Annotated in this window: 21 protein-coding genes and 1 pseudogene; 2 read left to right on the top strand and 20 right to left on the bottom strand. The window is 48.3% G+C overall.

From position 1 onward, the window contains the following. Window positions 1–143: 143 nt before the first annotated feature. From L6H65_RS10120 to L6H65_RS10090, 7 genes and pseudogenes are all read right to left on the bottom strand, one after another. Entirely contained in the window at window positions 144–1,535 is a 1,392-nt protein-coding gene (locus L6H65_RS10120) for an MATE family efflux transporter (protein WP_236341080.1), read from the bottom strand. 99 nt (window positions 1,536–1,634) lie between these two features. After that, a complete protein-coding gene (locus L6H65_RS10115; RefSeq protein ID WP_236341078.1) occupies window positions 1,635–2,630 on the bottom strand; it encodes an ROK family protein in 996 nt (331 codons plus the stop codon). Between the two features lie 683 nt (window positions 2,631–3,313). Further along, window positions 3,314–3,958 carry a formylglycine-generating enzyme family protein gene (locus L6H65_RS10110; protein WP_236341304.1) on the bottom strand — a complete coding sequence of 215 codons (645 nt, stop codon included), beginning with the start codon at window positions 3,956–3,958 and terminating at the stop codon, window positions 3,314–3,316. Window positions 3,959–4,409: 451 nt separating this feature from the next. Next, the gene (locus L6H65_RS10105) at window positions 4,410–5,789 is read right to left on the bottom strand and encodes a stalk domain-containing protein (RefSeq protein ID WP_236341076.1); all 1,380 of its coding nucleotides are present in this window, start codon (window positions 5,787–5,789) and stop codon (window positions 4,410–4,412) included. Window positions 5,790–5,984: 195 nt separating this feature from the next. Beyond that, a pseudogene (locus L6H65_RS10100) lies at window positions 5,985–6,053 on the bottom strand (acetyltransferase); the annotation flags it as partial. A gap of 58 nt (window positions 6,054–6,111) precedes the next feature. Then, entirely contained in the window at window positions 6,112–7,326 is a 1,215-nt protein-coding gene (locus tag L6H65_RS10095) for an MFS transporter (protein WP_236341069.1), read from the bottom strand. 4 nt (window positions 7,327–7,330) lie between these two features. Further along, window positions 7,331–8,383, bottom strand: a complete 1,053-nt coding sequence (locus L6H65_RS10090) for an ROK family transcriptional regulator (RefSeq protein WP_236341067.1) — start codon at window positions 8,381–8,383, stop codon at window positions 7,331–7,333. Between the two features lie 192 nt (window positions 8,384–8,575). On the opposite strand from L6H65_RS10090, the gene L6H65_RS10085 reads away from it, so the two are divergent. Beyond that, the gene (locus tag L6H65_RS10085; protein ID WP_236341301.1) at window positions 8,576–9,238 is read left to right on the top strand and encodes an HAD family hydrolase; all 663 of its coding nucleotides are present in this window, start codon (window positions 8,576–8,578) and stop codon (window positions 9,236–9,238) included. 305 nt (window positions 9,239–9,543) lie between these two features. Here the strand turns inward: L6H65_RS10085 and L6H65_RS10080 are convergent, their stop codons facing one another. Beyond that, the gene (locus L6H65_RS10080) at window positions 9,544–10,089 is read right to left on the bottom strand and encodes a dihydrofolate reductase family protein (protein ID WP_236341064.1); all 546 of its coding nucleotides are present in this window, start codon (window positions 10,087–10,089) and stop codon (window positions 9,544–9,546) included. 316 nt (window positions 10,090–10,405) lie between these two features. On the opposite strand from L6H65_RS10080, the gene L6H65_RS10075 reads away from it, so the two are divergent. Beyond that, entirely contained in the window at window positions 10,406–10,738 is a 333-nt protein-coding gene (locus tag L6H65_RS10075; RefSeq protein WP_236341062.1) for a DeoR family transcriptional regulator, read from the top strand. Between the two features lie 106 nt (window positions 10,739–10,844). On the opposite strand, the gene L6H65_RS10070 is transcribed toward L6H65_RS10075, so the two are convergent. The 12 genes from L6H65_RS10070 to L6H65_RS10015 form a co-directional block, all read right to left on the bottom strand. Further along, window positions 10,845–11,381: a flavodoxin family protein gene (locus L6H65_RS10070; RefSeq protein WP_236341060.1), complete on the bottom strand. Its 537-nt coding sequence runs from the start codon at window positions 11,379–11,381 to the stop codon at window positions 10,845–10,847. A 56-nt stretch (window positions 11,382–11,437) separates the two neighbouring features. Beyond that, window positions 11,438–12,694: an ATP-grasp domain-containing protein gene (locus L6H65_RS10065; protein ID WP_236341058.1), complete on the bottom strand. Its 1,257-nt coding sequence runs from the start codon at window positions 12,692–12,694 to the stop codon at window positions 11,438–11,440. Between the two features lie 47 nt (window positions 12,695–12,741). Continuing rightward, entirely contained in the window at window positions 12,742–13,956 is a 1,215-nt protein-coding gene (locus L6H65_RS10060) for an MFS transporter (RefSeq protein ID WP_236341056.1), read from the bottom strand. After that, window positions 13,946–14,884 (bottom strand): transketolase family protein, encoded by a 939-nt coding sequence (locus L6H65_RS10055; RefSeq protein WP_236341054.1) that lies wholly within the window; start codon window positions 14,882–14,884, stop codon window positions 13,946–13,948. The genes L6H65_RS10060 and L6H65_RS10055 overlap by 11 nt, the downstream gene beginning before the upstream one ends. Then, complete coding sequence (locus L6H65_RS10050) at window positions 14,881–15,681, bottom strand: thiamine pyrophosphate-binding protein (protein WP_236341052.1); 801 nt, start codon at window positions 15,679–15,681, stop codon at window positions 14,881–14,883. The genes L6H65_RS10055 and L6H65_RS10050 overlap by 4 nt, the downstream gene beginning before the upstream one ends. Next, window positions 15,682–17,535, bottom strand: coding sequence for a M20/M25/M40 family metallo-hydrolase (locus L6H65_RS10045; RefSeq protein WP_236341049.1), 1,854 nt, complete (start codon window positions 17,533–17,535; stop codon window positions 15,682–15,684). Then, window positions 17,535–18,575, bottom strand: a complete 1,041-nt coding sequence (argC, locus tag L6H65_RS10040) for an N-acetyl-gamma-glutamyl-phosphate reductase (RefSeq protein WP_236341048.1) — start codon at window positions 18,573–18,575, stop codon at window positions 17,535–17,537. The genes L6H65_RS10045 and argC overlap by 1 nt, the downstream gene beginning before the upstream one ends. Before the next feature lie 5 nt (window positions 18,576–18,580). After that, window positions 18,581–19,903 (bottom strand): DegT/DnrJ/EryC1/StrS aminotransferase family protein, encoded by a 1,323-nt coding sequence (locus tag L6H65_RS10035; protein WP_236341046.1) that lies wholly within the window; start codon window positions 19,901–19,903, stop codon window positions 18,581–18,583. Next, window positions 19,900–20,562, bottom strand: coding sequence for a degT/DnrJ/EryC1/StrS aminotransferase (locus L6H65_RS10030; RefSeq protein WP_236341044.1), 663 nt, complete (start codon window positions 20,560–20,562; stop codon window positions 19,900–19,902). The genes L6H65_RS10035 and L6H65_RS10030 overlap by 4 nt, the downstream gene beginning before the upstream one ends. 24 nt (window positions 20,563–20,586) lie before the next feature. Beyond that, window positions 20,587–21,498 (bottom strand): RimK family alpha-L-glutamate ligase, encoded by a 912-nt coding sequence (locus tag L6H65_RS10025; protein WP_236341042.1) that lies wholly within the window; start codon window positions 21,496–21,498, stop codon window positions 20,587–20,589. Between the two features lie 10 nt (window positions 21,499–21,508). Continuing rightward, window positions 21,509–21,682, bottom strand: a complete 174-nt coding sequence (locus L6H65_RS10020) for a lysine biosynthesis protein LysW (protein WP_236341033.1) — start codon at window positions 21,680–21,682, stop codon at window positions 21,509–21,511. A gap of 64 nt (window positions 21,683–21,746) precedes the next feature. Next, window positions 21,747–23,420, bottom strand: a complete 1,674-nt coding sequence (locus L6H65_RS10015) for an ABC transporter substrate-binding protein (protein WP_236341031.1) — start codon at window positions 23,418–23,420, stop codon at window positions 21,747–21,749. Window positions 23,421–23,472 lie beyond the last annotated feature (52 nt).

The raw sequence follows: 23,472 nt of genomic DNA, 5'->3' as shown, positions 1-23,472 counted from the left end.
TTAATTCGACACAATTCTACCATAGTGTTCTAATAATTACTATCGTAGAAATGGAAGAGCCGCCCCAGCACCGCTAGGAACCGGACCCAATCCCCGCCCGACTGTCCTTCCTCCCACCTTAGCAAACCTGGCACTCAAATCATTTACTCCTCTTTGACAGCAGGCTTATTATCTACCAGCGCATAGTTTTCCCACGCACGGCTTTTCCAGCGGAAATACATAACGACTGCACGCAGCCATTCATCAGCAGCAACAGCCAACCATATCCCTGCTAAGCCCAGCTCCAGCTTAAAGGTCAGGAAATAGCCAAGCGGCAGGCTCATGCACACCATTGACAATAGCCCGGCATAGACGGTGAATTTGGCATCGCCTGCTGCACGCAGTGAATTGACGAAGACCAGATTACAGGTCCTCCCTGTTTCAAGAATGAGACTGAGCAGCAGCACCTCTGCCCCCATTCGAATAATATTCTGATTGTCCGTGAAGATGCCGAACAGAGGAACTCGGAATACAATCACAATTAAATCAATGATGACCGTAGCAATAAACGCTCTTTTTACACTTGCAAGAACGCGGCTGTACGCGGTGTCCTTCAGTTGTGCTCCTACGAGATGGCCAACAATGATGGCGGTCCCCATGCCGATCGCAGCGCTGAACAAATAGATGAAATGAGAGATCTGCACAGCATACTGGCGAGTAGCCAAAGCCTCTGCACCCAGGTAGGTCACATAGAAGGTAAAGACAAGCTGGCAGCTCTGATAGACCAGAGACTCCATTGCAGACGGAATGCCGATCCGCAATATTTTGATCACATAAGTTTTAGACAATTTGTAATAATAGCGTAATTTTATTCGGGCATCCATTACTTTGTATAGAAGTGAAAAGAAGATCAGGAGAGCGATAAAGCGGCTGAACACCGTGGAGATGGCTACCCCTTCGACTCCCATAGCCGGCAGGCCAAAATGCCCAAAAATCAATAAATAGTTGGCAATTACGTGTATGACATTCATAAACAGGGATACAAACATCGTTTGCTTCGTATATCCATGCGTCCGGATCGTAGCGGCTAGTGCATTAATCAATGCCTGCAAGAAGATGGCTCCGCCAACAATAGCGATATAGGATTTGGCATATTCGAGAACCTTGCCCTGCAAGTTCATCCATTGGAGCATCGTTTCACCAAAGATCAGAAACACAATACTAAGTACAATCCCTACGATCAGGTTAAGAGTGATCGCATTCCCTGTAACCTGGGATGCTTCTTTGATCCTTTTGGAACCGAGATATTGGGCAACCACAATGGCCGATCCGTACCCGATTACCTCCAATATCAGGATTGCTATACTAATAATCTGATTGGCTGCGCCAACACCTGAAACGGCATCATCAGATACGATACTGATCATAAAAGTATCCACGGTTCCCATTAACATAAACAGAAATAACTCAAGAAATATCGGCCACGTTAGTTGAAATAAATTCCATTGTTTTTCTTCGCGCGGCTTTAGATCCGCTGCACCAGTTCCTGCTGCCATTCATACACCTTCTTTATGTGAGTAAAAACTTGAGCTGTAAGTGTCCTGACTTCCCAGCAGCTTGATACTTTCAACACCCATTTCATCAACAAGCTCACCTCACCGCTTGATTGGTTTGAGCTCCTGCAAGGTTAACCATTTCATGCCATCTTCAAAGTCCTTATAAAAGGAATCAGAAACACTAATTTCAGGCAAGGAGGGAAACTTATATGCTGACATGTAGGATTCCCAAGCACGCAGCAAGGTGCTCTCTTCTAAATTTTCTCGATAAATAACGATTTGATCCGGGGCAAGAACAGCATTGAGCGTATGTATAAACTTGCATATTATACCTACAAATTCTGCTGTAGCAAATCGTTTTTTCCAGTCTATCTCGATAGGAAGGAACTTAATTTCTCCAGCCATGCCATTCTTTCCTTTTACAATTCTCCCATCTAGAAAAATGCCCATCCCCGGTTGATATTTTTCTGGAAAATAAACACCCAGTACAATCTGGTTCTCGCCCAACTGTTCTTTATTGCAATATCCACTAATGGCAGCATTCACATCATTCTCCAGCATTACGGGCAGCCCAAATTTGTTCTGCACTTCTTCTATTAAGCTGACGCCCTGCAGCTCTTCATGACTGGTAACTGCAACTATGCCGTTTACAGTCTGTCCAGGAATCCCAATTCCAATGGCTTTAATGGAAGGATAAATGGAAAGAATGCGATCAATCATTCCAAAGAAACGATTCAGATCGAATACTTGTATGGCATGCTCTTCTCTCATGAGAACTTCCTCTTGCAAATTAACGACGGAAGCAAACACGACATCCAAGCCTAGCTTTTCATTCACATGCAGGACCAGCGCAAGGCTGAAATCATAATTGAAACGATAGGTGACAGCAGGCCTGCCTCCGTTCGAAGGAACCGTTTTATCTTCCAATAATTCGCCACAATCAAGCAGCTCTTTAACAAGCGAGTTGATGGTTACCACGCTAAGTCCCGTCATTGCAGCAAGCTGGGGTTTTGTTGCTACGCCAACTTGGCTCATCACACGACGCAGATTATTCAAATTTATTTCTTTCATTAAATTTGCATTGGCTTTCTCCATATTATCTCCTTCCTCTTCAACCTCAACACTTAATAATGCTTCTTAATAAAGCATCTTTATTTATAGTTCAATTTTGGTTCGATGTCAAGATGGGTAATTTAACAATAAAAAAACAGATCAATTATGGTGATAACTGACCATAACCGAACTGTTCGATGTAACGGATTTGCTTTATTTAAGGTTTACTAGTACCTTGACCACTTCTGAATAAAGGTTTGGCACCGACAAGCAGGCCCGCGTGACCCATTGTATATGAATAATCACATACATTTGGCCTTCAAGAAGCTAAATTCGCGATTGTATACGATAAATCACATACAATTCGCAATATAGCAAACGTGGAACCCGTTCTGTTCGAAAAATCACATAGAATGAACACGGGCGAGCTTGTTCATGGTCGCTCATGATTGAAGGTCTAACTTTGCGCACCGCGCGCAGTTCCAGCGCGCGCGGTGGCGTTGCATGACGGCGGCATTCAATTCGTAAGCGCAACCGATAACCTATTCTGTAGACATGAATTCATACGCGCATTGCGCTTCAACCGTTGGGCTCCTTGTGCTCGTTCAAGCAAATTTCCTGCATTTTCGCAAGTTTATGCCGCTATGACAGTGCCTTTTCGCACGGTGCAGAGTGTACGCTGTATACTCAGCTCATCTGTTGTGATGTTGCTCAGCTGTGCTTCATTAACGTGAGCGGGCAAGGCGAAATCCAAGGTCATCGATGCGAAAGGTTGGGTGGCTGCGTCTCCGGCATGTCGCACCGCAGCCTCTGGCCACTTCAGCCCAGCTTCCACCGCGAAAAATCCGGTAAGAGCCGTAAACTTCCTTATCATATAAATCCCAGCACCACTCCCAGACATTGCCCAGCATGTCGTACAGCCCCCATGCATTAGGTTCCTTGCCCCCTACTACATGGCTGCTGCCGCCAGAATTTTCGTTATACCAGGCAATCTGATCAAGCTCTCCGTATCGATAGCCTGAAGTCCCCGCCTTACATGCAAACTGCCATTCCGCTTCTGAAGGAAGGCGATAGCCGTCCGCTTCCCAATTACAGCTGACCGCATCACTAACATCACTTATGGAATAACACGACTGCAGCCCTGCATTCTCAGAGAGCAGATTGCAAACGGCAATGGCCTCATTCCAGGAAATATTTACAACCGGCTTTAGCGCTCCGTCAATAGACACAGGCGATTTGTTAGTGATCGCACAATACTGCTCCATCGTTACAGGATACGGGGCGAGAAGGAACGGTTTAATGTCGGCCTTCCACGTATGTTTTATCCGATCGTCTCTTAATTCTATTTCACCACCTGGAATCCTCACCATCGGATACTCAATATGGCGTTCTATTGCATGGCTCACTCTACTCTACCTTCCTCCTCAATCAATTGATACTCATTTCCCATGCTAAGCCATGCTCATTTTATCAACCGCTTGCTTTTCAGTGGCAGGCCATAAGCAGCGCTTTTTGAATCCTCCACCTTCATATGCCCCAGCATGCTGCCATAGTCAAAAATCTTCACGATGCCGTGGATGTCATGCATGCAACCCGCAGCATGTTCGGTTCCATTCCTACTTTAGGCATCCTCTCGCCTCCCCGGTTCATGAAAAGACTATAGATGCGATTTAATTATACTGTCCAGTCGGAATAAATGAAATATAACGAGTATTGAAGCATGGTATCAATGGCGATGCAAGCAAGAAAAAGACAAAAAAGGACGATATTCCGAATAGTCATATGACATTGGGAATCGTCCTTTTACATGTTTCACACTGACTAGTTGAGTACGATTGAAGCATCACCCAAAGCTGCATTCCACTGCACGGCTGCCCCGAGCGACTGTGAGAGAAAGCGCAGCGGCACGTACGTCCTGCCATTCACATAAATCGGCGGGGTACTCATCTGTGCTTTTGTGCCATCGACGATCACTGTTTTACTATAGACTGTCAACTCAATAACACGTCCGTCCCGAGTGGCCGTAATTCGGCCATTGTCGTATTCGACCTTTGCGCCGAAAGCTTCGAACAGTTCCCGCATCGGGATAAGCACTGCGTTGTCACGTAGAACCGGCGCGGCTGTGAGAGGCAACGTGGTACCGTTCCAAGTTACGGTCAGCTCACGCTGCACGGGAAGCACTTTAGGTGCAGTATTCAAAGGGATAACCTTCCCACTGAAATCAATATCAGCTCCACCCCAGTACCAGACCCGTCCTTGCGCATCCAATGCCAATCCGCTGTTGAACGGTCGCGCTGCAATTTCATGGATGCCGGTAAGTCCCTTCAACTTGGACGATACAACCGTATTCGCTTCAACAATTCCCCACACTTGTCCATTCGAATCAAGTGCCAAGGAATGATGTGGATGATCCACGCCTGCATCTATCGATTTGAATGCGCTTTTGCCGGCAATCGCCTCCAAGCCTCCGTCATAGCCCCTCCAAAGACTACCGTCCGTAGCGAGAACGATCAGAGCTCCTCGATTCGTAAACATCGCACCTTCGGAAATCGCCATCGCTTTGTGCGGGCCAGGCAGTCGGTAAACGTGAACTCCATAGTGTACGTTGTCGCCATAATATAACTGCTCGATTAAGCCATCCGTATAAACGATGGCAAGATCCGAATGAATATCCGCATCTACAACCCCGTCTATAACAAAAGAAGGCTGATCCAGCAGCGGATCTCTGACCCTATAATCCATACAAATATCTTGCTTCAGCTTGGATTTCACCGCAAAGGCCACCTGGCAGCTCTGTCCCCATGCCCAAAGCTTGCCGCTGCCATCGAGCGCAATGCTGCCAGCCCGGCTGGAGGCAATCTTCTTAATCTTTATAAGCCCCGGTACTTGAATGATGTCTGCCGTGCCTTCCTTCCACTCCCATACCGTCCCATCTTCCTTCAGCAGCAGCCGAGAAGTCACATTAATGGCCCCCGGAGCGCTTGGACCGCGCTTGGCAGGTTCATTGCCGTCCCAGTACCAGACAGTGCCGTTTTTATCGAGAGCAATGCCACTGCCATTCCCGTCGTACGCATAATCAAGGTCTACGATTCCATTCAGCTGCCGCCCTTCGCCTACGGACGAAGCCGCGGCAGCGACAGAGCCGGTAAGACCGCAAATCAGCAATGTGAAAATGAATAGAAATGCACTAGCCTTATTCAAATGATATGCCTCCCATAAGTTTTCAAAGAATTGGTTCAGCTCGGCAGCCGACCATTACTGCACAGAATAATAAATATTACCACTAAGACGAATGGAATTGAGAAAAGTTGCGGCAATATACTATAAATTAGAAAACAAATCTGAGGAGCGAGGATGGGACATTCCTGCTTGAATGGCCTCCAACAATAGAAATCCCTATTCTTCTATTGTTTTTATTACCTTTGCAGGGTTTCCCCCTACTACAACGTTATCAGGCACATCTTTAGCTCGCCATTTAACATTTTCTCTTTTTCTGTTTTCATTCTGAGCAGCTCCTATCTACTTATGAATAGTTTTCCTTCAAGCCATTCTTCTTCAAAAAGACATTTAACTTCTCCGAAAACAAGAGCATAGCAGCAGCCGGGATAACGAGATACAACGGGAAAATTCCGATTGTTGAGTAAGCGGCAAGGAATCCGAGAATCGGAGGCATAAACGTACTGCCGGTATAGGCCACCGCCATTTGATAGCCCATAATGGTCTGGGCGTGCTTCTTCCCGAAGCGCACCGGCGTTTCATGCAGCATGCACGGATAAATCGGCGCCAACCCTAAGCCAATGATCATAAAACCGGCAAACGAGAAGCCTGACGGCAGCGGCAGGAGCAGAAGTGCCGCACCCGCTAAAGCCGTGATTTGCCCTCCCCGAATGAGAATCCGATTGCTTACCTTGAACGTTATAAATCCGGTGACGAATCTGCCGATTGTAATGCCTGCATAATAGATGGCCACCAATTGTGAGGCTGCAGCTGCGGATATCCCTTTCACATTTACAAGAAAGCTGCTGCCCCACAGGCCAACCGTTGCTTCGATCCCGCAATAGAGCAAGAAGGATACCAGGGCTAGCTTAACGCCCTTTATTTGCAAAGGTTTGACAGAGCTGTCCGCTTCAACTGCCATCAAGTGTTCTGCGTTCCCCTGATCTTCATTTGCAGCACCCTTGCTGCTTCTCGCGACACGATCCCATAGAGGCAAAGTCAAGAAAAGGATGACAACCAAGGCAAATTGAATACCGCCTACAACAAGGTATCCATCTCGCCAAGAGGTTTGCCCCGTGATGAATTGACCCATAATAAGGGGTCCAAGGGTAGCCCCGACTCCCCAGAAACAATGCAGCCAGCTCATGTGATGGGCTTTGTAATGCGCGGCAACATAATTATTTAAACCGGCATCAACTGAACCTCCGCCAAGTCCAAGCGGAATGGCACAAATGATCAGCCAAACAAGTGATGGTGACAAAGAGAAGCCGAGCAAAGCACCTGCAGTCATGATGCAGCTGACAAGAGTGACTTTCCCCGTTCCGAATCGTTTCAGTATCGCTCCACTCGCCAGACTGGATACAATCGTGCCAGCCGCTATAATCATAAACAGCAAGCCTGCCGTCTCAAGCGGCGCTTCATAGTCCGATTGCATAACAGGCCATGCCGCTCCCAGTAAGGAATCAGGCAGCCCCAAGCTGATGAAAGCCAAATAAATAATGATCAAAAAGTAAGTAGCCATGATGTTATTCTCCTGATGTGTGAGTTATTTTATCGGTAGCTGCAGAGATCATCAGGACAAGCCCGAGATTCTGCAATCCATTCAAGTAGTCTTGTTTCCAATTGCTCATTGTGAGTTCTGGCAGATGCTCCGCAGGGATGTAGACAGCGCTTCTTGCTGCGATTTGGTTCAACATGTCATGATTTACTTCATCATGGCAAAAAATAATCGTATGCGGATTAATAATAGCTGTACATGAGGCGACCAGCCGGCTAATGACATCCATTCTATCCACATGAAGATTTAATGAAATTGATCCATTTTCTTTATGCAAAGCTTGTTGAAAATTCCGGCTATCATACAGAGGCACGAATGAAACCTCGCCCGAGAAAAACGTACTTCCCCGTACGACCTCTCCATTGATCAAAATACCAGCGCCCGGACCATTTTGACCGAAATACAAGTAGAACAGGGATGGATTGTCTATATTGCTCTTGTTGTTGTAGTATCCCAGAACGGCAGCATTCATATCATTTTCTACGACGACAGGAATCGACAATCGCTCTTCAAAGTATCCTTTCAGATCAAAATCATGAAACTGCTCGTAGTCGGGGATATGAATGATCCGGCCATTATTGACCGATCCAGGCACACCAATCGCCATAGCGCTGATTTTCGGATATTGAATGATAATCTCTTCGATCTGGTTCGATAGGCTTTGAACATCATCGATAGGAACAGGGGATGCTTTGCCTTGTTCCTTCACTTCCCCCAAACAATTAAAAATCGTGTAATTCGTTTCGGATTTCTCCAAAAATATCGCTAAACCCAGCATATATTCTGGATTATAAGCGTATCTCCTAGCCCTTCTTCCGCCGCTGGAGTTATCAATGCCTGTAAAAACAAGCTCCCCCTCCTGCTCCATTTGGGTCAGGAACTTGCTAATCGTCGGAAAGCTGATTCCTAATTTTTTGCTCAATTCAGCTTTCGTCGCACTTCCGAGCGCCAGAAGAGCCCCACGTATGCCGCCAATAATGGCTTTCTTCCTATCTTTTGGAGCTGAGAGCAAGTCATTCATTAGGTTCACCCCCTCATGCTGTGACTTATTAAATAACTTTAATAAGTTATAGTGATGATAGCAGAAATTTTAAGGAATGAACAGCGCTTTCTCGGGCTTGCCGTCTTAGACTACAGCATATTCAATTAAAAGAAACATTTGGGTAGGAAACTGCGTCTAATCTAAATCATACTATTAGGGGGCTATAATTTGATAAAAGCGGTCATTTTTGATTTTGACGGATTAATTATTGATACTGAAACAGCTTGGTATCAAGCCTTTGAGGATGTCTTTAGGGATAACGATGTAGAATTCCCTTTGGAGGTATTTGTGAAATGCATTGGAACCGATGATACGCTGCTGAATCAATTTATTGCAGAAAATATCGGAATAGAAAATATGGAAATCATTAAAAGCTTAGCCAATGAAAATCATAAAACCAAAATGGAAACGATTGTTATCAGAGATGGGGTAAAAGATTATTTAACTCTTGCGAAAGCATTGGGGTTGAAGATTGGGTTAGCATCAAGTTCTTCAAGACAATGGGTGGAAGGTTATTTGAAAGAGCTGCAGATTATCGACTATTTTCAAGTTATTAAGACCCGTGATGATGTGGCAAACATAAAGCCAGACCCTGCGTTATACCTAACGGCATTGCAAGCTTTAAATGTAAGCGCAAATGAAGCTATTGCATTTGAAGATTCGGCAAACGGTGCAACAGCAGCAGCATTGGCAGGGATAAAATGTGTAATCGTACCGAATGAAGTAACTCGAAATATAGAGTTTGGTCATTACGATTTAAGAATAGAATCTATGAGTGACATGAGCTTGCAGCAAGTCATAAGTTATTTAGAGAGAGCTCCTTTATTGAACTAACGGGAGGAAGGCCGCATGAGTGCGGCCTTCCTTCGTAGTTTGATAAATCGAAATGTTAAGTTGCACGAATGCAAACTTTTACTGCCACTTTAAAATCTTGGCTTTGTAATACCACTTTTCATTACGATCCATATAACCGCCTTTTACCGCGCTTTGAATCGTATACTCTTAGTGCGATGCATCCCACACTACGTTTGCTTGATTCTTTGCCCCCTGATCCGCTTGGGTTGCTTGAATCTGAGCTGCCGGAGCTCTCGTCACTTCCACCATTATGATAGTGGTAACCGGTGCAAAAACCCTTGGTGCTATTGAGCATATTTAATAGTGTAAGCTGTTTTAATGACTCCATTCGCATACTCTTTCATACCGACAAGATCCAAATGGAGACGCGGTTTAACGCTGCCGAATAGAGGTATCCCTGCACCGATCATAACGGGGTTCACTTTCAATACCAGTTGATCAATCAGTTTTTGCTCCAGCAGAGACCCGGCCAGTTGACAGCCACCGCAGAGCCATAGCTTGCCTTCTTCTCTTCTTTTGAGGTCGCCGATAAAATTTACCGCGTTGCTTCTAACAAGCTCGACTTCAGCGGTGGACTCAAACTGCAGGGTGCTTGAAAACACGTAATGCTTTAATCCCTTATAGCCCGGCTCACCTGGTTTAAGACCGAATTGATACCCATACTCATATGTTTTTCCGCCCATTAGAACCGCATCGTATTGCTGAATTTCGGTCATAAAGTCGGCAACGTGAGCGCCCTCGTACAAAAAAATGGAATCATCAGCCTTTCCGTCCATGTCAGCAATAAAACCATCCAGTGTCATTGCAATATGATAGATCAGTTCCGCCATTCAATAATCCCTCCATGAGTATGAAATACTCCGCCATACATGGACGAGAATTCATCACTGATTGTAAGTTGTACCCGAATCCCATATAAGTCAGTCACCAAAAATCGGCATACGAATCCCGTTTCCATGCAAAACAGAGGTGTAAAACCTGCTTGTTTTTGAATTGAAAAGAATTAGTATACCATCGGTTCGGATCGCCTCCTTATGAGAATAAGAAAATTATACCAGAGGATGCTATCGAATGTCGTCATACATATAAAATTTATCCATATACATGTTTTTGTAGGTCATCACAAAAATGAAGGGATGTAATTGTATGTCATCAAAAATACTTATTTCCAGCGTTACTTCTTCACCAACCCCTCAAGCTGGCCAGTCAAGCCGTTCCAGCGGTAACTTTTCTACGGACACTCTTCCTGCCAACACAATCAATTTTCAATGGGAAATAACGTCTTTTGGAAGTGATGATCCCAATTCGATTAGTTTCATTGTAGCGCGGGATGTAAGCGGCGGCAGCGATCCAACTATTTTTTCTGGCGTCGTTAACGGCAAGTATACAGATGTTTATGAAAGCAGATCTCTTTATATTGCAAATCCACATGGCGCAACAGCCAACTTTGTAGTAAGCGTATATGCGATAACAAGGTAAGCGTACATTATAAAGCAACACAAAACAAAAAATCCCCGCCCAGTCACACGACCAAGCGGGGATCGTTGTTGTATCCCTAAAAACGACTAATGGCTTCGCCCCACATTCAAGCACGCAGCTTCGCCCGAATTTCCTCCACCTTTGCCAGCGCTTCGGCATCCTGCACAATATCTCCTGGCTTATTGCCTTGACCAAGAATATGGCCGGCAAACGTTGTCCTCGTAAATTCAAAAATATGCTGGAATTGCTGAACGAGCGGAATTCCTTTCACCTGAGGCTCGTCATCGCCAATGCCAATGACCCATGCTGTTTTCGTTGCGAACTTGGCCAGGAAATTGTCCCGATCCTCCCGTAATGACTGGGACCAGCGATCAATGAACGTTTTTGTTAGCCCGGAAGCTCCATACCAGTAGATCGGTGTCGCAAACAGGAGAACATCCTGAGCCAGCACGCGTTCAATCACATGATAATAGTCATCATCAGGATAAGGTCCCTTCTCTGTATGGCGGTAGTCCCTTATAGGCTCAATCGTATAATCCGACAAATGGATTTTATCAGCTTCGAACCCTTCAACGACTAAATCAGCCAATTGTTCAGAATTCCCTTTCCTGCGCGAGCTTCCATAGATTACTGCGATTCCCATGTGGTATCAGCCTCTTTTCATCATGTTGAGTCCCTACAAACCTGAGCGTTGCTTAATTAAGCAATCTCCGCTTCATGCTGCTGATAGATTACTTTCAGGCTGTCGACTAGAGCTATTGCCAGAGCTTTCGCTTCCTCAGGAGTTTCACCCTTGGTAATGATATATCCTAACCGGTCATCCGAGCTTCTTGGTATTGAGACAGGATCACCGGGAGAGACAGTGACGTGTGAACGGACGACATTATCGTGAAGACTTAACGCTTCAAGGCCTTCTATACTTTCGAATATCCCATCCCGATCTGCGGTCACATAAGCAATCGATGCCGCCCGATGCTGCCGCTTGTCAATTGCTATCGGATTATCCAAGTAGTAGTTAACCGTTGCCTCAAAAATTTCCACCCCGAACGCTTGCACCAACAAATCCGAAGAAATGTTGTCCCCTCCCGGCCTGCCGTTCACCTCAATAATACGCGGTCCCGTGCTGGAGAGCTTCACCTCCACATGACTCGGACCATTCTTAATCCCAATCGCCGCCAGCGCATCAACAGCCGTACGAACAATATCCTCCTCCTGCTCCGTATAGGAAGGTGTCGGCAGCGTGTGAACAATCTCCACAAAATAAGGCAGTGGCGATGTGATTTTTTCAGTAACAGCCGAAAAAATCGGCTCCCCCTCTCTCAAGAACAGCTCCACGCTAAACTCCGGTCCATCCAAATACTCCTCAATCAAATATTCTTCACGGACCTTAAAATCCATATAAGTCACTTTGAATGCAATGATGATTTCCATCGCTTCCCGCAGCTCGTTAACGTTGTTAATAAAGTACACATTCTGGCTGCTCGCGCAATTCGTTGGCTTTAGCACAATCGGATAACCGATCTCTTCCGCTGCTGCTGCCGCTTCTTCATAGGTTCTCACTTTCTTGAATCTCGCGCTAGGTACACCATGTTCCGCATAAGCTTCCCGAGCCAAATCCTTATTCCTGGCCTTCAGTGCCGCTTCATAGGGCAGTCCTCTGAGTCCAAGCCGTTCGGCTGCCTTCGCCGTCACGTGGGAGGCGTAATCTGTAGCAGGAATGAGCGCATCCAGTTGATTCGCATAGGGAGATTGAATGATCGCTTGATAGAGCGATTCTTCATCCCGGATATCAGCCACAATCAGATCATGATAGATGCCTTCATATCCATATTTCTGCGGATTGTCCTTGGAAGAAACAATCGCAATGACCCGATGTCCTTGCTCAAAAGCGACTCTGGCGAAACTAACGCCATAGAAACTCGGTTCAACAAAAGCGACCGTTTTGACCGTCGTCATATTTTCCCCTCCTAAAAGTTTGTGGAACAAACTTACTTCGTAAGCCTCTACGCTTCCAGCGTTTTCTGTTGCGGTTCCCTGCTGTTCAACACGTAATACACAACAAGTCCGATGAGCATCAAGCCGCTCATACAGACAAACCCCCAGCCTGGAGAGTAGCGATCGATTACTACGCCGAGCCCTGTGGCCGAGACGGTCTGCAGGAGCAGGGAAATCGCCATCCACACTGAAGTTGCCCGCCCCATGTATGTCTTCGAGACTGATTTCATCAGCGTTGTTGTTATTAGAATGCGTAGTGAGGAGTTCGTCAGACCGATCAATACGCTGCCTGCATATAAAATGAGAATCATGGTGTTGAACGCAACCGCCGCCAGAGTCAACACGGAAATCAGGAACACCAAGAGGATCGTTCCGTTCTGCGACAGCTTCTTCGCCAAGGGTGCTGCAATAAACCCGGATAACAGCGCTCCAATGCCATAGAACATATCCGATAATCCGAATACGACCGAATCCCCCTTCACAGCGGTGCTCACATAGCCTGGAAGAACGACGTTGTAAACCATAGTAGAAACTAGCGGAATAATCGATACGATGCCTAGCAGAAAAATATACGGCCTTTCTGCCAAATAGCGAATACCATTCTTAAACGTTTCGAAGAAGGGCTCTCCCTCATTGTCAACCGGAATAGGCGTGTGACGAATCCGACTGAGAAAGAGGCTGCTTATGATAAAAGCGAGCGCATTAAGAAGGAGAATCACCTCGAACCCAACGTATTTGAATAATAGGCCTGAGAGTGCTCCCGCCACGAACATACCCACCTGCAGGCTGATCTCAATTAATGAGTTGCCATGAATGAGATCCTTCTCCGGCAGAATCTCTTGGACCAAGCTTCGCGAGGCTGACATATACACCGTCCAGCCCATCCCGTTAATGACCGCGAAGGCATAAAGGTATTCGATTCGGAATCCCGTCCATAGAAAAGCGCCTGCGATCAGCAGCAGCGTTATGGCCCGAATGCCATTCGCCCAAAGAATGATCGTCCTTCGATTCCACTTGTCAATCAGCGGACCGGCAAATGCGGAGATGAGAAACCCTGCAATAACATTCAATGAAAGCATGAATCCTACGGAGGCAATTGAACCGGTCTGCTCCATCAGATACCAGTTCGCGCCAATCGTACTCATGCCAACGCCGAACCCGGAGACGATATCCGCGATAAAGTAAAAGCGGAATTTATGCGGTTTGAGCACGCTAAAAACCATCCGCAGCACCTCCCAGAATATGCTGGATTTGCTGTTGCAGCGGCTCGTATCCAAAGCCCAGATAGCTCAGTACCTCAGTATGCGTACCCCCATAGATCGGCCATTGTTCACCGCAATGATGCGAATAGATCTCATGCCTTGGCAATAATAGCGCCAGATAGGATGCGGTGCTTCCTGTTGCGCGATGCTCCTCCACAACAAGAAACCGTTCGGATAAGGCGGTTAACTGCCCGATATATGACTTCAGGCTTCCAATATCAACATAGCAGAGATGGGCATGCACAATGGAATCATCCTCTTGAACGATCCGCTTGCATAGCTCTGTCGCCTGCTCGCCCACCGAAATCACGCATAACCGGGAAGGACCGGTACGCTCCCCGCCTTCCACAATCATATCTCGGCAGCTCCCGTCTTCCTCCCGGTAAAGGCTGTTGAACGCATCATTCCTCGAAAGCCGAATATAATAAGGCTCCTCCGACACGGCGGCCTCTTGAATGACCCTTCTCGTCTCCGCTTCGCCATGGGGACAGGCGATTCGTATGTTTTGGAACGATTGGATGACAGCAATGTCCTCCAACGCATGATGCGTCGTCCCGAACCATCCGCCTGATACGCCGCCGTAAGCGGCGATGACCTTCACGTTCTTCTCCATATAACCCATCGTCAGCTTGATGCTTTCGGAGGCGCGCAATGCCGCAAAGGAGGCAAAGGTTGAGAAGAACGGCACGTAGCCCGCTTCGGCAAGACCCGCTGCGATATCAATGCCAGCCAGCTCTGCAATGCCGAGATTAAAGAAACGATGCGGATGCTGCTCTTCAAAAGGATGATTTTTGCCGCCCAAATCGGCTTCAATGCATACAATCTGAGCATTGTGAGCCGCGAGCTTGGTGAGCTCGTCTCTGTACGAATCTCTTCCTGATTTCGTCATGACAGGCTCACCTTCCATTTATGAGCCAGCTTCTCCGGTATCTTCGCATAATGCGCTTCCGCTTTTCCTTCAATCGCAGCAACGCCCTTTCCTTTGATCGTAGTTGCCAGAATGGCGACCGGCCCTTCAGAATGGGGCTCGATTGCAGCAACGATATCTTCCATACGATGCCCATTGATTTCTCTGACCACGAAGCCGAATGCTTGGAATCGCTGCCGCAGGTTGCGAATCGGGGATATGTCCTGGACATACCCGTCATTTTGCCCTCCGTTGCAATCGATAATATACACAAAATTTGTGAGCGATTGTGCTTGAACGATCTGGGCGGTTTCCCAGCACAGCCCTTCCTGCAGCTCCCCATCCCCGCCGATGGCAATGCCTAATCCGTTTGTTCCCTTCAGCTTCTGCGCCAGTGCCCAGCCGGCTGCGTAAGGAATGCCATGTCCCAAGCTCCCTGTCGCGAAGGGAATGCCCGGAAGCTTGTGGTTCGGATGCCCCGTGAACAGGGAGCCTGCCGCCCCATAACTCTCCGCGGGATTATCCGCAATGATTCCATACACATGCAGCGCAGCATACAAAGCTGCAGCCGCATGCCCTTTGCTAAGTATGATGGCTGTATGCGGATCGTGATGATGCTTCGCATACGCGCCGATCAATAGATCAATGACGGAGAGGCTTCCGCCTATATGGCAGCCTGTAGGCGATGCCGCCATATCGATGATCAGCTTCCTCGCTTCTTTGGCTCTTCCGATAAGCAAGGGAATGTCTTCCCTCTGGACAGATAATGTTTGCTCCATCTATTCCTCCGTTCGCAGCCGAAACCATTCCGCTACCGCTTCCTTCAGAATGGTCCGCGACGATTCCACCTCTTTATTGTGCAGATACTCATCATTCGTATGATCCAGACTGGAATCCCCTGGACCGTAGGCCACCATAGGGACGTTGTTCCAAGTGGTTGCCAGCGTGTTCATGTCGCTCGTTCCACGCTTCTTGATATAATGGATGGTCTTCCCTTGCTTGGCAAAGCTGCGAACAAAAGCTTTTACCAAGCTATCCGAGCGCGGATTAGCAAAGCCTGGCGTATCACGTAATATCTCCACCGTCACGCCGTCGCCGAAAGCAAGATCAATCTTGCTCCTGTAATCATGGCCTGCTGCTGGCGAGACTCGAAAATTCAACGTGCCTGTCACTGTTAAGTAACCTCCCTCATTGCGATGCGCAATATCGATGAGAGCGGATAACGATTGCGGATCGACGACCCGTACCCGGAGACGTATGTCCTCCACAACACGGTACAGCTCGTCAATGACGCTTATGCTGTCCTTGGCGGCTGTATGCTCCTGCGCGCGGTGAATCGTAATTTGCAGCTTAAACAGTCCGTAATAGCCAAGGGTCAAGCTCTCTTCCCCGCTTGGCTCCCCGATAATAACCGCATCTGCAGCATAATGGTCCCGAACGTAATAAGCTCCTTTCGAGGACGATATTTCTTCTTCGACAGCTCCAATGACGAGCAGCGATCCCTGCTCGGGCACATCAACCTCCTCCAGCATATGGATAAAGTTAACGAAGCAGCCTTTGGCATCGACAACTCCCCTGCCTGTGACACCGTCTGGATCGGTGCGGACAGGCCACACATGCGGGACTGTATCGATATGGCCTAGCAGCAGGAGCGTATGGGGACCGTTCCCTTTTCGGAAAACGATGTTGCCCGCTTCGTCTATCTTCCCGGAAACCGAGGGGGATCTAACGGAGTCTAATAAAAATTGCGCAAGCTCATGCTCATCCTGCGAAACCGAAGGAATGCGCGCCACCTTGTTCAGCAGGTCGAGGGCGCCTAGCTCCCGCTCAACATGCCAGAACCACGTCTTGCCTCCTTCCTCCAGCGTATGCGGACCGGATATATTGACATCGCAGACACCCTGCTGAACCGCCAATCGGGCTGCCCGCACCTTCTGTTTCATCCGGCCTTGAACAGAGCTCAGCTCATCACCCGTGTAGACATCCCGAATCGTGGAATGTGGGTCCTGTATGTCCTCCAGCAGTCCTGCAGTTCCAGTTACAAAGCGCAAGTGATGCGCCTCCAATTCGACGGCTAAATGTGCAGCCAGCACATCCGCATCGATGTTGATATACGCATCCAGCTCGGGCTCCCAGATTGGCGGCGTCAGACATACGACATCGAAGGTTGCGAGAGCGGATTTCAGAAACGCCGCGTGACTGCCCGTGAACTGGCCAAATAAGGAATCCCGGACGATGACTGTTTTCCCGTCTCTGACCGCCTTAATCGGCTTCGCCTTCTGTCCGTAGACAAGCCCTTGATCCCCGCCGAGCTGGGCATAAACAGAAAGGCCGTAACCCTTCAAATACTCATGAACCCTCGATAGGATGTTCTCATGATACGCCGCACGGATGTAGGGCATCTCCTCTGGTGAACAGTACCGCACCTCATCGCCTGACGGCAGTGTCAGAAAGGGCAACGGACGCGCAATGGATTCATATTTCTGCTTGATCGCCTCCGCCCCGCCTGCCACGAGCAGCACCCTGCTCCCTCGCTTCACAATGCGATTGATCTCTTCGAAAATCCGGGGATGATTCACGATCGTGCTGCTGCCAAGCTTGATGACATATAGACTGCCGCTGCTGCTGCTCATCAAGGCCACGCTCCTTCGCCTTCAAATTGCAGCCCTGCATCCTCAGGGTAGCCGAAATAAAGGTTGGCTGCCTGAATGGCTTGCCCTGCAGCCCCCTTGATCAAATTATCGATTGTTGCCAGAGAAACGCAGTTTCGCCCTTCCACGTATGCGCCAATCTCGGCGTAATTCGTTCCCACAACGGTCTTAATCATCGGGGAGCCGCTGCCTGAGTTGAAATAATGAAGAAAAGGCTTAGATGCGTATGTGCTGTAAAATGCTTTTTTCACATCTACGGCTGTCACCTGCTCCTTTAGCTGCGAATAGGAAGTAGCCATGATTCCCCTTGGAAGATCCAGACTGTAGACCGAGAATTGCAGGCTCACCGAACGGTCCAGATGATAGGTCAGCGCATGCTCGACCTCCGGCTTATGCCGATGCCCATGAACCTTGTAGGCTCTGAAGTTATGGGCTCGTTCTGCATGATGCTCGGTCGTCGATTTGCCGCCGCCGCTGGAGCCTGTCTTGGCATCTGTGACCACTCGATCCTCAATTAAATCATGCGCGACGAGCGGATAGAGCGTGTACAGTGTCGCCACCGCCATGCAGCCGGGCAAATTGACGACCTTCACCGAAGGATCGATCTTGCTGAACTCCGGAATAAAGTAATGCCATCCGCCCTCGAAGGGATGCTCCAATGTCTCAGGATAGTGCTGATTTAAGATATCGGGGTCGGATATGCGATAATCCCCGCTCACATTGAAGATATAGTCCGCATGCTCCGCTACTTGCCCGATAATCCTGGGCAGGGCCCCCGTCGGCAAGCAGGAAAAGATGGCATCGTAATGTCCCTCCAGCTCGGCTGCCCTACCAAACTTCAACGAGCCCGGCTTCTTCTTATGGATCGACCCGATAAAGAACTTATCCACGGGATAGCCCGCCTTTGATTCGGAGGATACAAAATCAACTTCAAAATAGGGATGCTTGCGAAGCAGCCTGTACAGCTCTGCGCCAGTGAACCCGCTGCCGCCAAGAATGGCTACTCGTCTCCGATTGTCCATTATGCTCATCCTAGTCTGGCATCTCTGGCATAAGGAATTGTCGGGTCGCTGCTCTGCTCTACGAGCTCACGAATGATATGCGGGTTCGCATCGATTTTCTTGAATGCCAATGCATACGCTTGAATTCGCTCATATTCAATAGGCGTCCTCAGCTCTCTGCATATCGTTAAGCTGTTCCGCAGCATCTTCAGCGTCTCGGGGAACTGGCTCAGATCGTAGCCAAAGTCCTGCCGATCCGATAGCGTAAACGGATAACCATTCCCGAAGCCCTGCCGATTCTTGAAGGGAAGATGACCTGGAATCGGCACATTTTGCCACTCTCTGGCGTAAACTCCTTCATGATTAATGAGCTGCTGAACAGCATCCTTCACGCGGTAATCCTCCAAATCATCAAGTCCAAGCCGTTCAGGAGACAGCTTAATGCGATACATATTATAGCTGTGCTTATAGCCCTCCGGCACGAATGGTCCGCTGAACAGCCTCGTCTCTGACAGAGCGTTAGTCAAATAAGCGGCATTCCGTGCCCGGATCGCATCATAATACGGCAGGCGGTCGAGCTGGCTGAGGCCAAAGGCGGCTGCGATCCATGACATGCGGTAATCAATGCCCGATGATTCCAGGAATCTTAGCGCGCGCTCGTAATCATCCTGTTCCTTGAAGAAAGCGATGCCGCCTTCTCCGCCTACCGCGAAATTCTTGTCCGCCATCAAGCTTTGACCTGCACTATCCCCAATCGAGCCTGCCAATTGGCCATGAATCGAAGCCGAATGCGCATGAGAGGCATCCTCCACAAGACGCAGCGAGTGGCTGTCCGCCAGACTTCTTAATGCAGGCAAATCAGCTGGCAAGCCATGCACATGCACCGGCATAATCGCTTTCGTCCTGCTGGTGATCGCCCGTTCCGTCTTTACCGGATCAAGGCAATACGTGATGGGATCGATATCGACGAAAATCGGAATCGCTTTGGCAGCCACGACCGCTTGCGCGGTAGCGATGAAGGTAAAGGCGGGCACGATAACCTCATCCCCCGGCTGTACGCCCACACCTGCCAAAGCGAGGTGCAAGCTTGCCGTACCGCTTGCCGTCGCAATCGCGTAGTTGGCTCCTACATATTGGCGATACGCTTCCTTGAACTCATTCACGACGTCCTCTCCATCCTGCTGAACCGAGACAAGCATCTGGAAGACGTCTTCTTTCGTGATAATGGGAAAATTGGTCTTCCGCACATCCTCCGGGATGACTGACGGTCCGCCAAGAAAGGCTAAAGGATCACGAATCCAATCCTCGGAAGGCAGCGAGAGCGGCTTGCGGATAAAGTCTGTCTTCATGATGATGAATTCCTCCTCAGCAGTGATATTTTCACACATGCAGCCACCAGCGGGCTCAGCCTGTAGTTGAACTGAGCCGCCGGCTGCAGGTCCGGCTCGCTTTCCTCCTGGGTCCACATCGTTTGGAGATCGAAGGCGCCGAAAATTTTCAATCGTTCCGCCTTTTTCCATACTTTCTCGTCATTTACGGCAATCGCCGCCGCAGGACCGAAGCCTAGTCCCGTAAAGTCCAGAATGAGTACAGGAGCGCGTCCTCCAGCCTCGGAAACAAGCTGATCCAGTTGATGAAGGTTGTCGCCGTTCACAGCGATAGACACATAAGCCTGCTTCACCTGAGGCTGAGATACGAGCGTAATGCCCAGCCAGTTCAGGAACTTCTTCTCTTGCTCACTGGGATGCTCCAGCCGCGCTGATGCTTGATGTCCAATATCCTGGCCCCACAGCGCGCCATGAATCGCTCCTGTATAGCTGTTAAATAATGAAACGTATGTTGTTTTGGTGAGCTTGGTTATACTTTTCTCCAGTCCTTTTAATTCATGATCATTTTTTTCAATACTCATAATGACGCCTGAATTCAGAACTCGTGATAAGACAAACGAAAGTGAGAAATAGTGTTCCTTCGCAATAACGGCTGCTGGCTTCGTTAACGTTTCTCCCATTCCTATATAGTACCTCCCTGTTTACTAGGATTTAACCAAAAGCTTGGTCTTGTTTTTCTGCTTGACCTTGTTTTTCTGAGTGAGCACATCCTTCACATAGTGGGCGATATGCCAGGCCACATCAACGCCATGGATCTTCCACGATTTCGCAAATTCTGGGTTCTGATTCACTTCACAAACGACGTAACGGAGCTGCTTATAGTCAAAGAACAAGTCCGCGCCGTATATTCCTTCTCCCAGCACCTCAACCAATTGCTCGCTGATAGCAGCAATTTCTTCATTAATAGCAAGCGGCTCAACCTCTGCGCCCAGATGCGTGTTCGTCTTCCAATTCTCTGCTGAAACCCGGCGAAAGGCTGCAATAGGTGTACGGCCGACGATGACCACGCGAATATCATAATCCCCCTTCTCCACATATTCCTGCACCAATACGGGGAACGATTGATGTGCCGGATCTACAGATTCCCGCGCAGCAATCCATCCCTCCAAACATTCCTTGCCTGTAATTCTGGCGATTCCTCTTCCCCACGACGATGTAGCCGGCTTAATAACGCATAGCTCCCCGAATTCCTGCAGCGCATCAAACAGCTTCCGTGGTGTAAAAGCTATTCTAAATTGGGGCTGGGGAACCCCATGCTTCTCAAACACGATGGCTTGATGGATTTTATTCGTACAGATCGTAATCGCCTTGTTGGAATTCAACGTATCCAGTCCGGCCAATTCGAGCAGTTGGGATCGATTGAGCGCGTTTTTCTGAGAAAGACAACGAATGAGGGCCAGGCCCAAGGGCTGCGCATCAGCGAGCCCTAATGGCAAATCCATGGAATCCAGATTCACTTGAACCTGAATTCCCAGATCGGCGAGATGATCAACAATCCGCTGCTCTTCCTCCCGCAGCTTCGTCACACATAACAGAATAGCGTTATTCTGATCCATATTCGTCCCCCTACTCTCCCCAAGTTTCTTCAATCTCTGGAGCTAGAGCTATCGTGACAAGCTGAGCCTCGACTTGAACTTCATGTTCTTGACCGCAAGATTCGCATTCCACGATTTCACCTGTGGTAACACGCTCTTCCACCTCAATTTCCGACTTGCATACGAGACAACTTAAATCTGCCATGTTTCTTGCACCTCCTATAAGTTGGGTCGAACGATTTATTATAATGGAATAAATCCCTTATAACCTATTTTGTTGCCAAGTCCCACTGGTTCACATTGTTGAACGTACCGAGATTGAGCGGCTTGCCCACGAGTATGTTTTTCGATACGACCTGCAAACGTTTTTCCGAATAGACGGCTAATGTCGGCACCTCATCATGCAGCACCTCTTGCAGCTCGTTATAAATCTCGTGGCGCTTGGCCTCATCGATTTCTTGCTCTCCTTTTTGGATCAGCTCATCGACCAACGGATTATTGTATCGAATGACGCTTTCGGGATCATTGCTCTTGTAGGTTGTGAAATAGAGGCTTGGTTCGATATAGTAATCTCTTGTGAAAATCGTAATGTCATGCTCGCCCTTCTCGACTTTATCGATTAACGTAGGGAAATCGAATTTCTGAACATCAATTCCAATCCCTACAGCTTCCAGATTTTGCACCAGAATATCGGCGGCCTGTTCGCGCACCTTATTCCCTACCGGTATGAGAAAGGTAAGCTTGCGGTCTGAATCCCAGCCGGCCTCTTGCAGAAGCTGCTTCGCCTTTTCCGGATCATATTCATAAGGTTGAATGTCCTTGTTGAAATAAGGATGCGAGCTTGGAACGCCGCCGTCAATAATTTCGGCCTGCCCTTTAAGGAGCTGATCTACGATAAGCGGACGATTCAAAGCATGCGCAATCGCTTGACGAACCCGCTTGTCAGGCAGTCTCTCTATATTGAAGAAAAGCTCGGCCGGTTCGGACGCTGTCGCAGAGCTGACATTCACATTGTCAAAGCCGGTCACCTTATCGTAATCCGTGATCGGCACGAGACCGACCGGCAAGGAATTCATTCCGATCTCCCCAGTCTGCAGCTGTGCCACAAGATTGGCAGCCGGAAGCACCTTGATGAATATGCTGTCGATTTTCGGGACGTCGAGATAGTAATTGTCATTCTTCGTCACCTCGACATACTGGCCATTCTCATGGCTAGCGAATTTGTACGGACCAATCGTTACTGTCGGCTTTTGAAAATATTCATGTGTAGACAGCTGCTCCGGGTCAACGCCCTTCAGAATATGCTCCGGCAAGAAATTAACCTTAACGCCGAATCGCTCATTGAACACTAACGGGTCAATTGGCGTTTTGGTCTTAATCTCGAAGGTGGTCGAATCGATAATGCGGAGTCCCGCGATATCCGTCACACCTTCGTCCAGCTTGCCGATATCATTTAATCCCTCTATGAATTGAAGCTTGAACGATGTATCCACTTTAGGGTGCAGGGCGAGCTTCAACGTAAACGCCACATCTGCCGTCGTAAAAGGCGTACCATCATTCCATTTGGCGTTCGATTTGAGCTTGACCAGGTACGTCTGCTTATCCTTTGTCTCGATGGATTCCGCCAGCTTGGGCACGAATTGCGCCGAATCCGTCACATCGAGCAGCGCATCGTTTAGTAAGCTGATCGGGGCCAGCGATGCTGAATTGTCCTGTGTATTGATCTGATTCAAGGTGACAGGGGCATTGACGATTCCGATTGTTAATGTTTTTGAGGCTGCTTGTTCAATGTCTGCCTTGGCATCCACCGATTTGGTTTCCGGCGGTGCTGTCTTGGCCGTTGTTCCAACATTCGTTTCGTTCGATTCGGTGCAGGCTGACAGCAATAGAATGAGCATTGTTAATAGTGCAAAACCGTGTACTACTCGCAGTAATGATTGCATGGTGTTCTCTCCCTTTGTTGTTTAGATTCGTCAATAATCGTTATGATCTGCA

It is taken from the genome of Paenibacillus plantiphilus, from assembly GCF_927798095.1.
Taxonomy (GTDB): Bacteria; Bacillota; Bacilli; order Paenibacillales; family Paenibacillaceae; genus Paenibacillus_Z; species Paenibacillus_Z plantiphilus.
The sequence above is the reverse complement of the archived record's forward strand: the minus strand, read 5'-3'. Positions and strand labels throughout refer to the sequence as shown.

What these genes read in the sequence shown, in the direction of transcription:
- L6H65_RS10065 (WP_236341058.1), bottom strand. Translation starts at nt 12,694, where the DNA reads ATGACGACGGTCAAAACGGTCGCTTTTGTTGAACCGAGTTTCTATGGC.
- L6H65_RS10110 (WP_236341304.1), bottom strand. Translation starts at nt 3,958, where the DNA reads ATGGTGAGGATTCCAGGTGGTGAAATAGAATTAAGAGACGATCGGATA.
- L6H65_RS10070 (WP_236341060.1), bottom strand. Translation starts at nt 11,381, where the DNA reads ATGGGAATCGCAGTAATCTATGGAAGCTCGCGCAGGAAAGGGAATTCT.
- L6H65_RS10090 (WP_236341067.1), bottom strand. Translation starts at nt 8,383, where the DNA reads ATGAATGACTTGCTCTCAGCTCCAAAAGATAGGAAGAAAGCCATTATT.
- argC (WP_236341048.1), bottom strand. Translation starts at nt 18,575, where the DNA reads ATGGACAATCGGAGACGAGTAGCCATTCTTGGCGGCAGCGGGTTCACT.
- L6H65_RS10025 (WP_236341042.1), bottom strand. Translation starts at nt 21,498, where the DNA reads ATGGATCAGAATAACGCTATTCTGTTATGTGTGACGAAGCTGCGGGAG.
- L6H65_RS10030 (WP_236341044.1), bottom strand. Translation starts at nt 20,562, where the DNA reads ATGGGAGAAACGTTAACGAAGCCAGCAGCCGTTATTGCGAAGGAACAC.
- L6H65_RS10015 (WP_236341031.1), bottom strand. Translation starts at nt 23,420, where the DNA reads ATGCAATCATTACTGCGAGTAGTACACGGTTTTGCACTATTAACAATG.
- L6H65_RS10080 (WP_236341064.1), bottom strand. Translation starts at nt 10,089, where the DNA reads ATGGCGGAACTGATCTATCATATTGCAATGACACTGGATGGTTTTATT.
- L6H65_RS10115 (WP_236341078.1), bottom strand. Translation starts at nt 2,630, where the DNA reads ATGGAGAAAGCCAATGCAAATTTAATGAAAGAAATAAATTTGAATAAT.
- L6H65_RS10045 (WP_236341049.1), bottom strand. Translation starts at nt 17,535, where the DNA reads ATGAGCAGCAGCAGCGGCAGTCTATATGTCATCAAGCTTGGCAGCAGC.
- L6H65_RS10035 (WP_236341046.1), bottom strand. Translation starts at nt 19,903, where the DNA reads ATGAAGACAGACTTTATCCGCAAGCCGCTCTCGCTGCCTTCCGAGGAT.
- L6H65_RS10075 (WP_236341062.1), top strand. Translation starts at nt 10,406, where the DNA reads ATGTCATCAAAAATACTTATTTCCAGCGTTACTTCTTCACCAACCCCT.
- L6H65_RS10020 (WP_236341033.1), bottom strand. Translation starts at nt 21,682, where the DNA reads ATGGCAGATTTAAGTTGTCTCGTATGCAAGTCGGAAATTGAGGTGGAA.
- L6H65_RS10120 (WP_236341080.1), bottom strand. Translation starts at nt 1,535, where the DNA reads ATGGCAGCAGGAACTGGTGCAGCGGATCTAAAGCCGCGCGAAGAAAAA.
- L6H65_RS10055 (WP_236341054.1), bottom strand. Translation starts at nt 14,884, where the DNA reads ATGACGAAATCAGGAAGAGATTCGTACAGAGACGAGCTCACCAAGCTC.
- L6H65_RS10095 (WP_236341069.1), bottom strand. Translation starts at nt 7,326, where the DNA reads ATGGCTACTTACTTTTTGATCATTATTTATTTGGCTTTCATCAGCTTG.
- L6H65_RS10050 (WP_236341052.1), bottom strand. Translation starts at nt 15,681, where the DNA reads ATGGAGCAAACATTATCTGTCCAGAGGGAAGACATTCCCTTGCTTATC.
- L6H65_RS10060 (WP_236341056.1), bottom strand. Translation starts at nt 13,956, where the DNA reads ATGGTTTTTAGCGTGCTCAAACCGCATAAATTCCGCTTTTACTTTATC.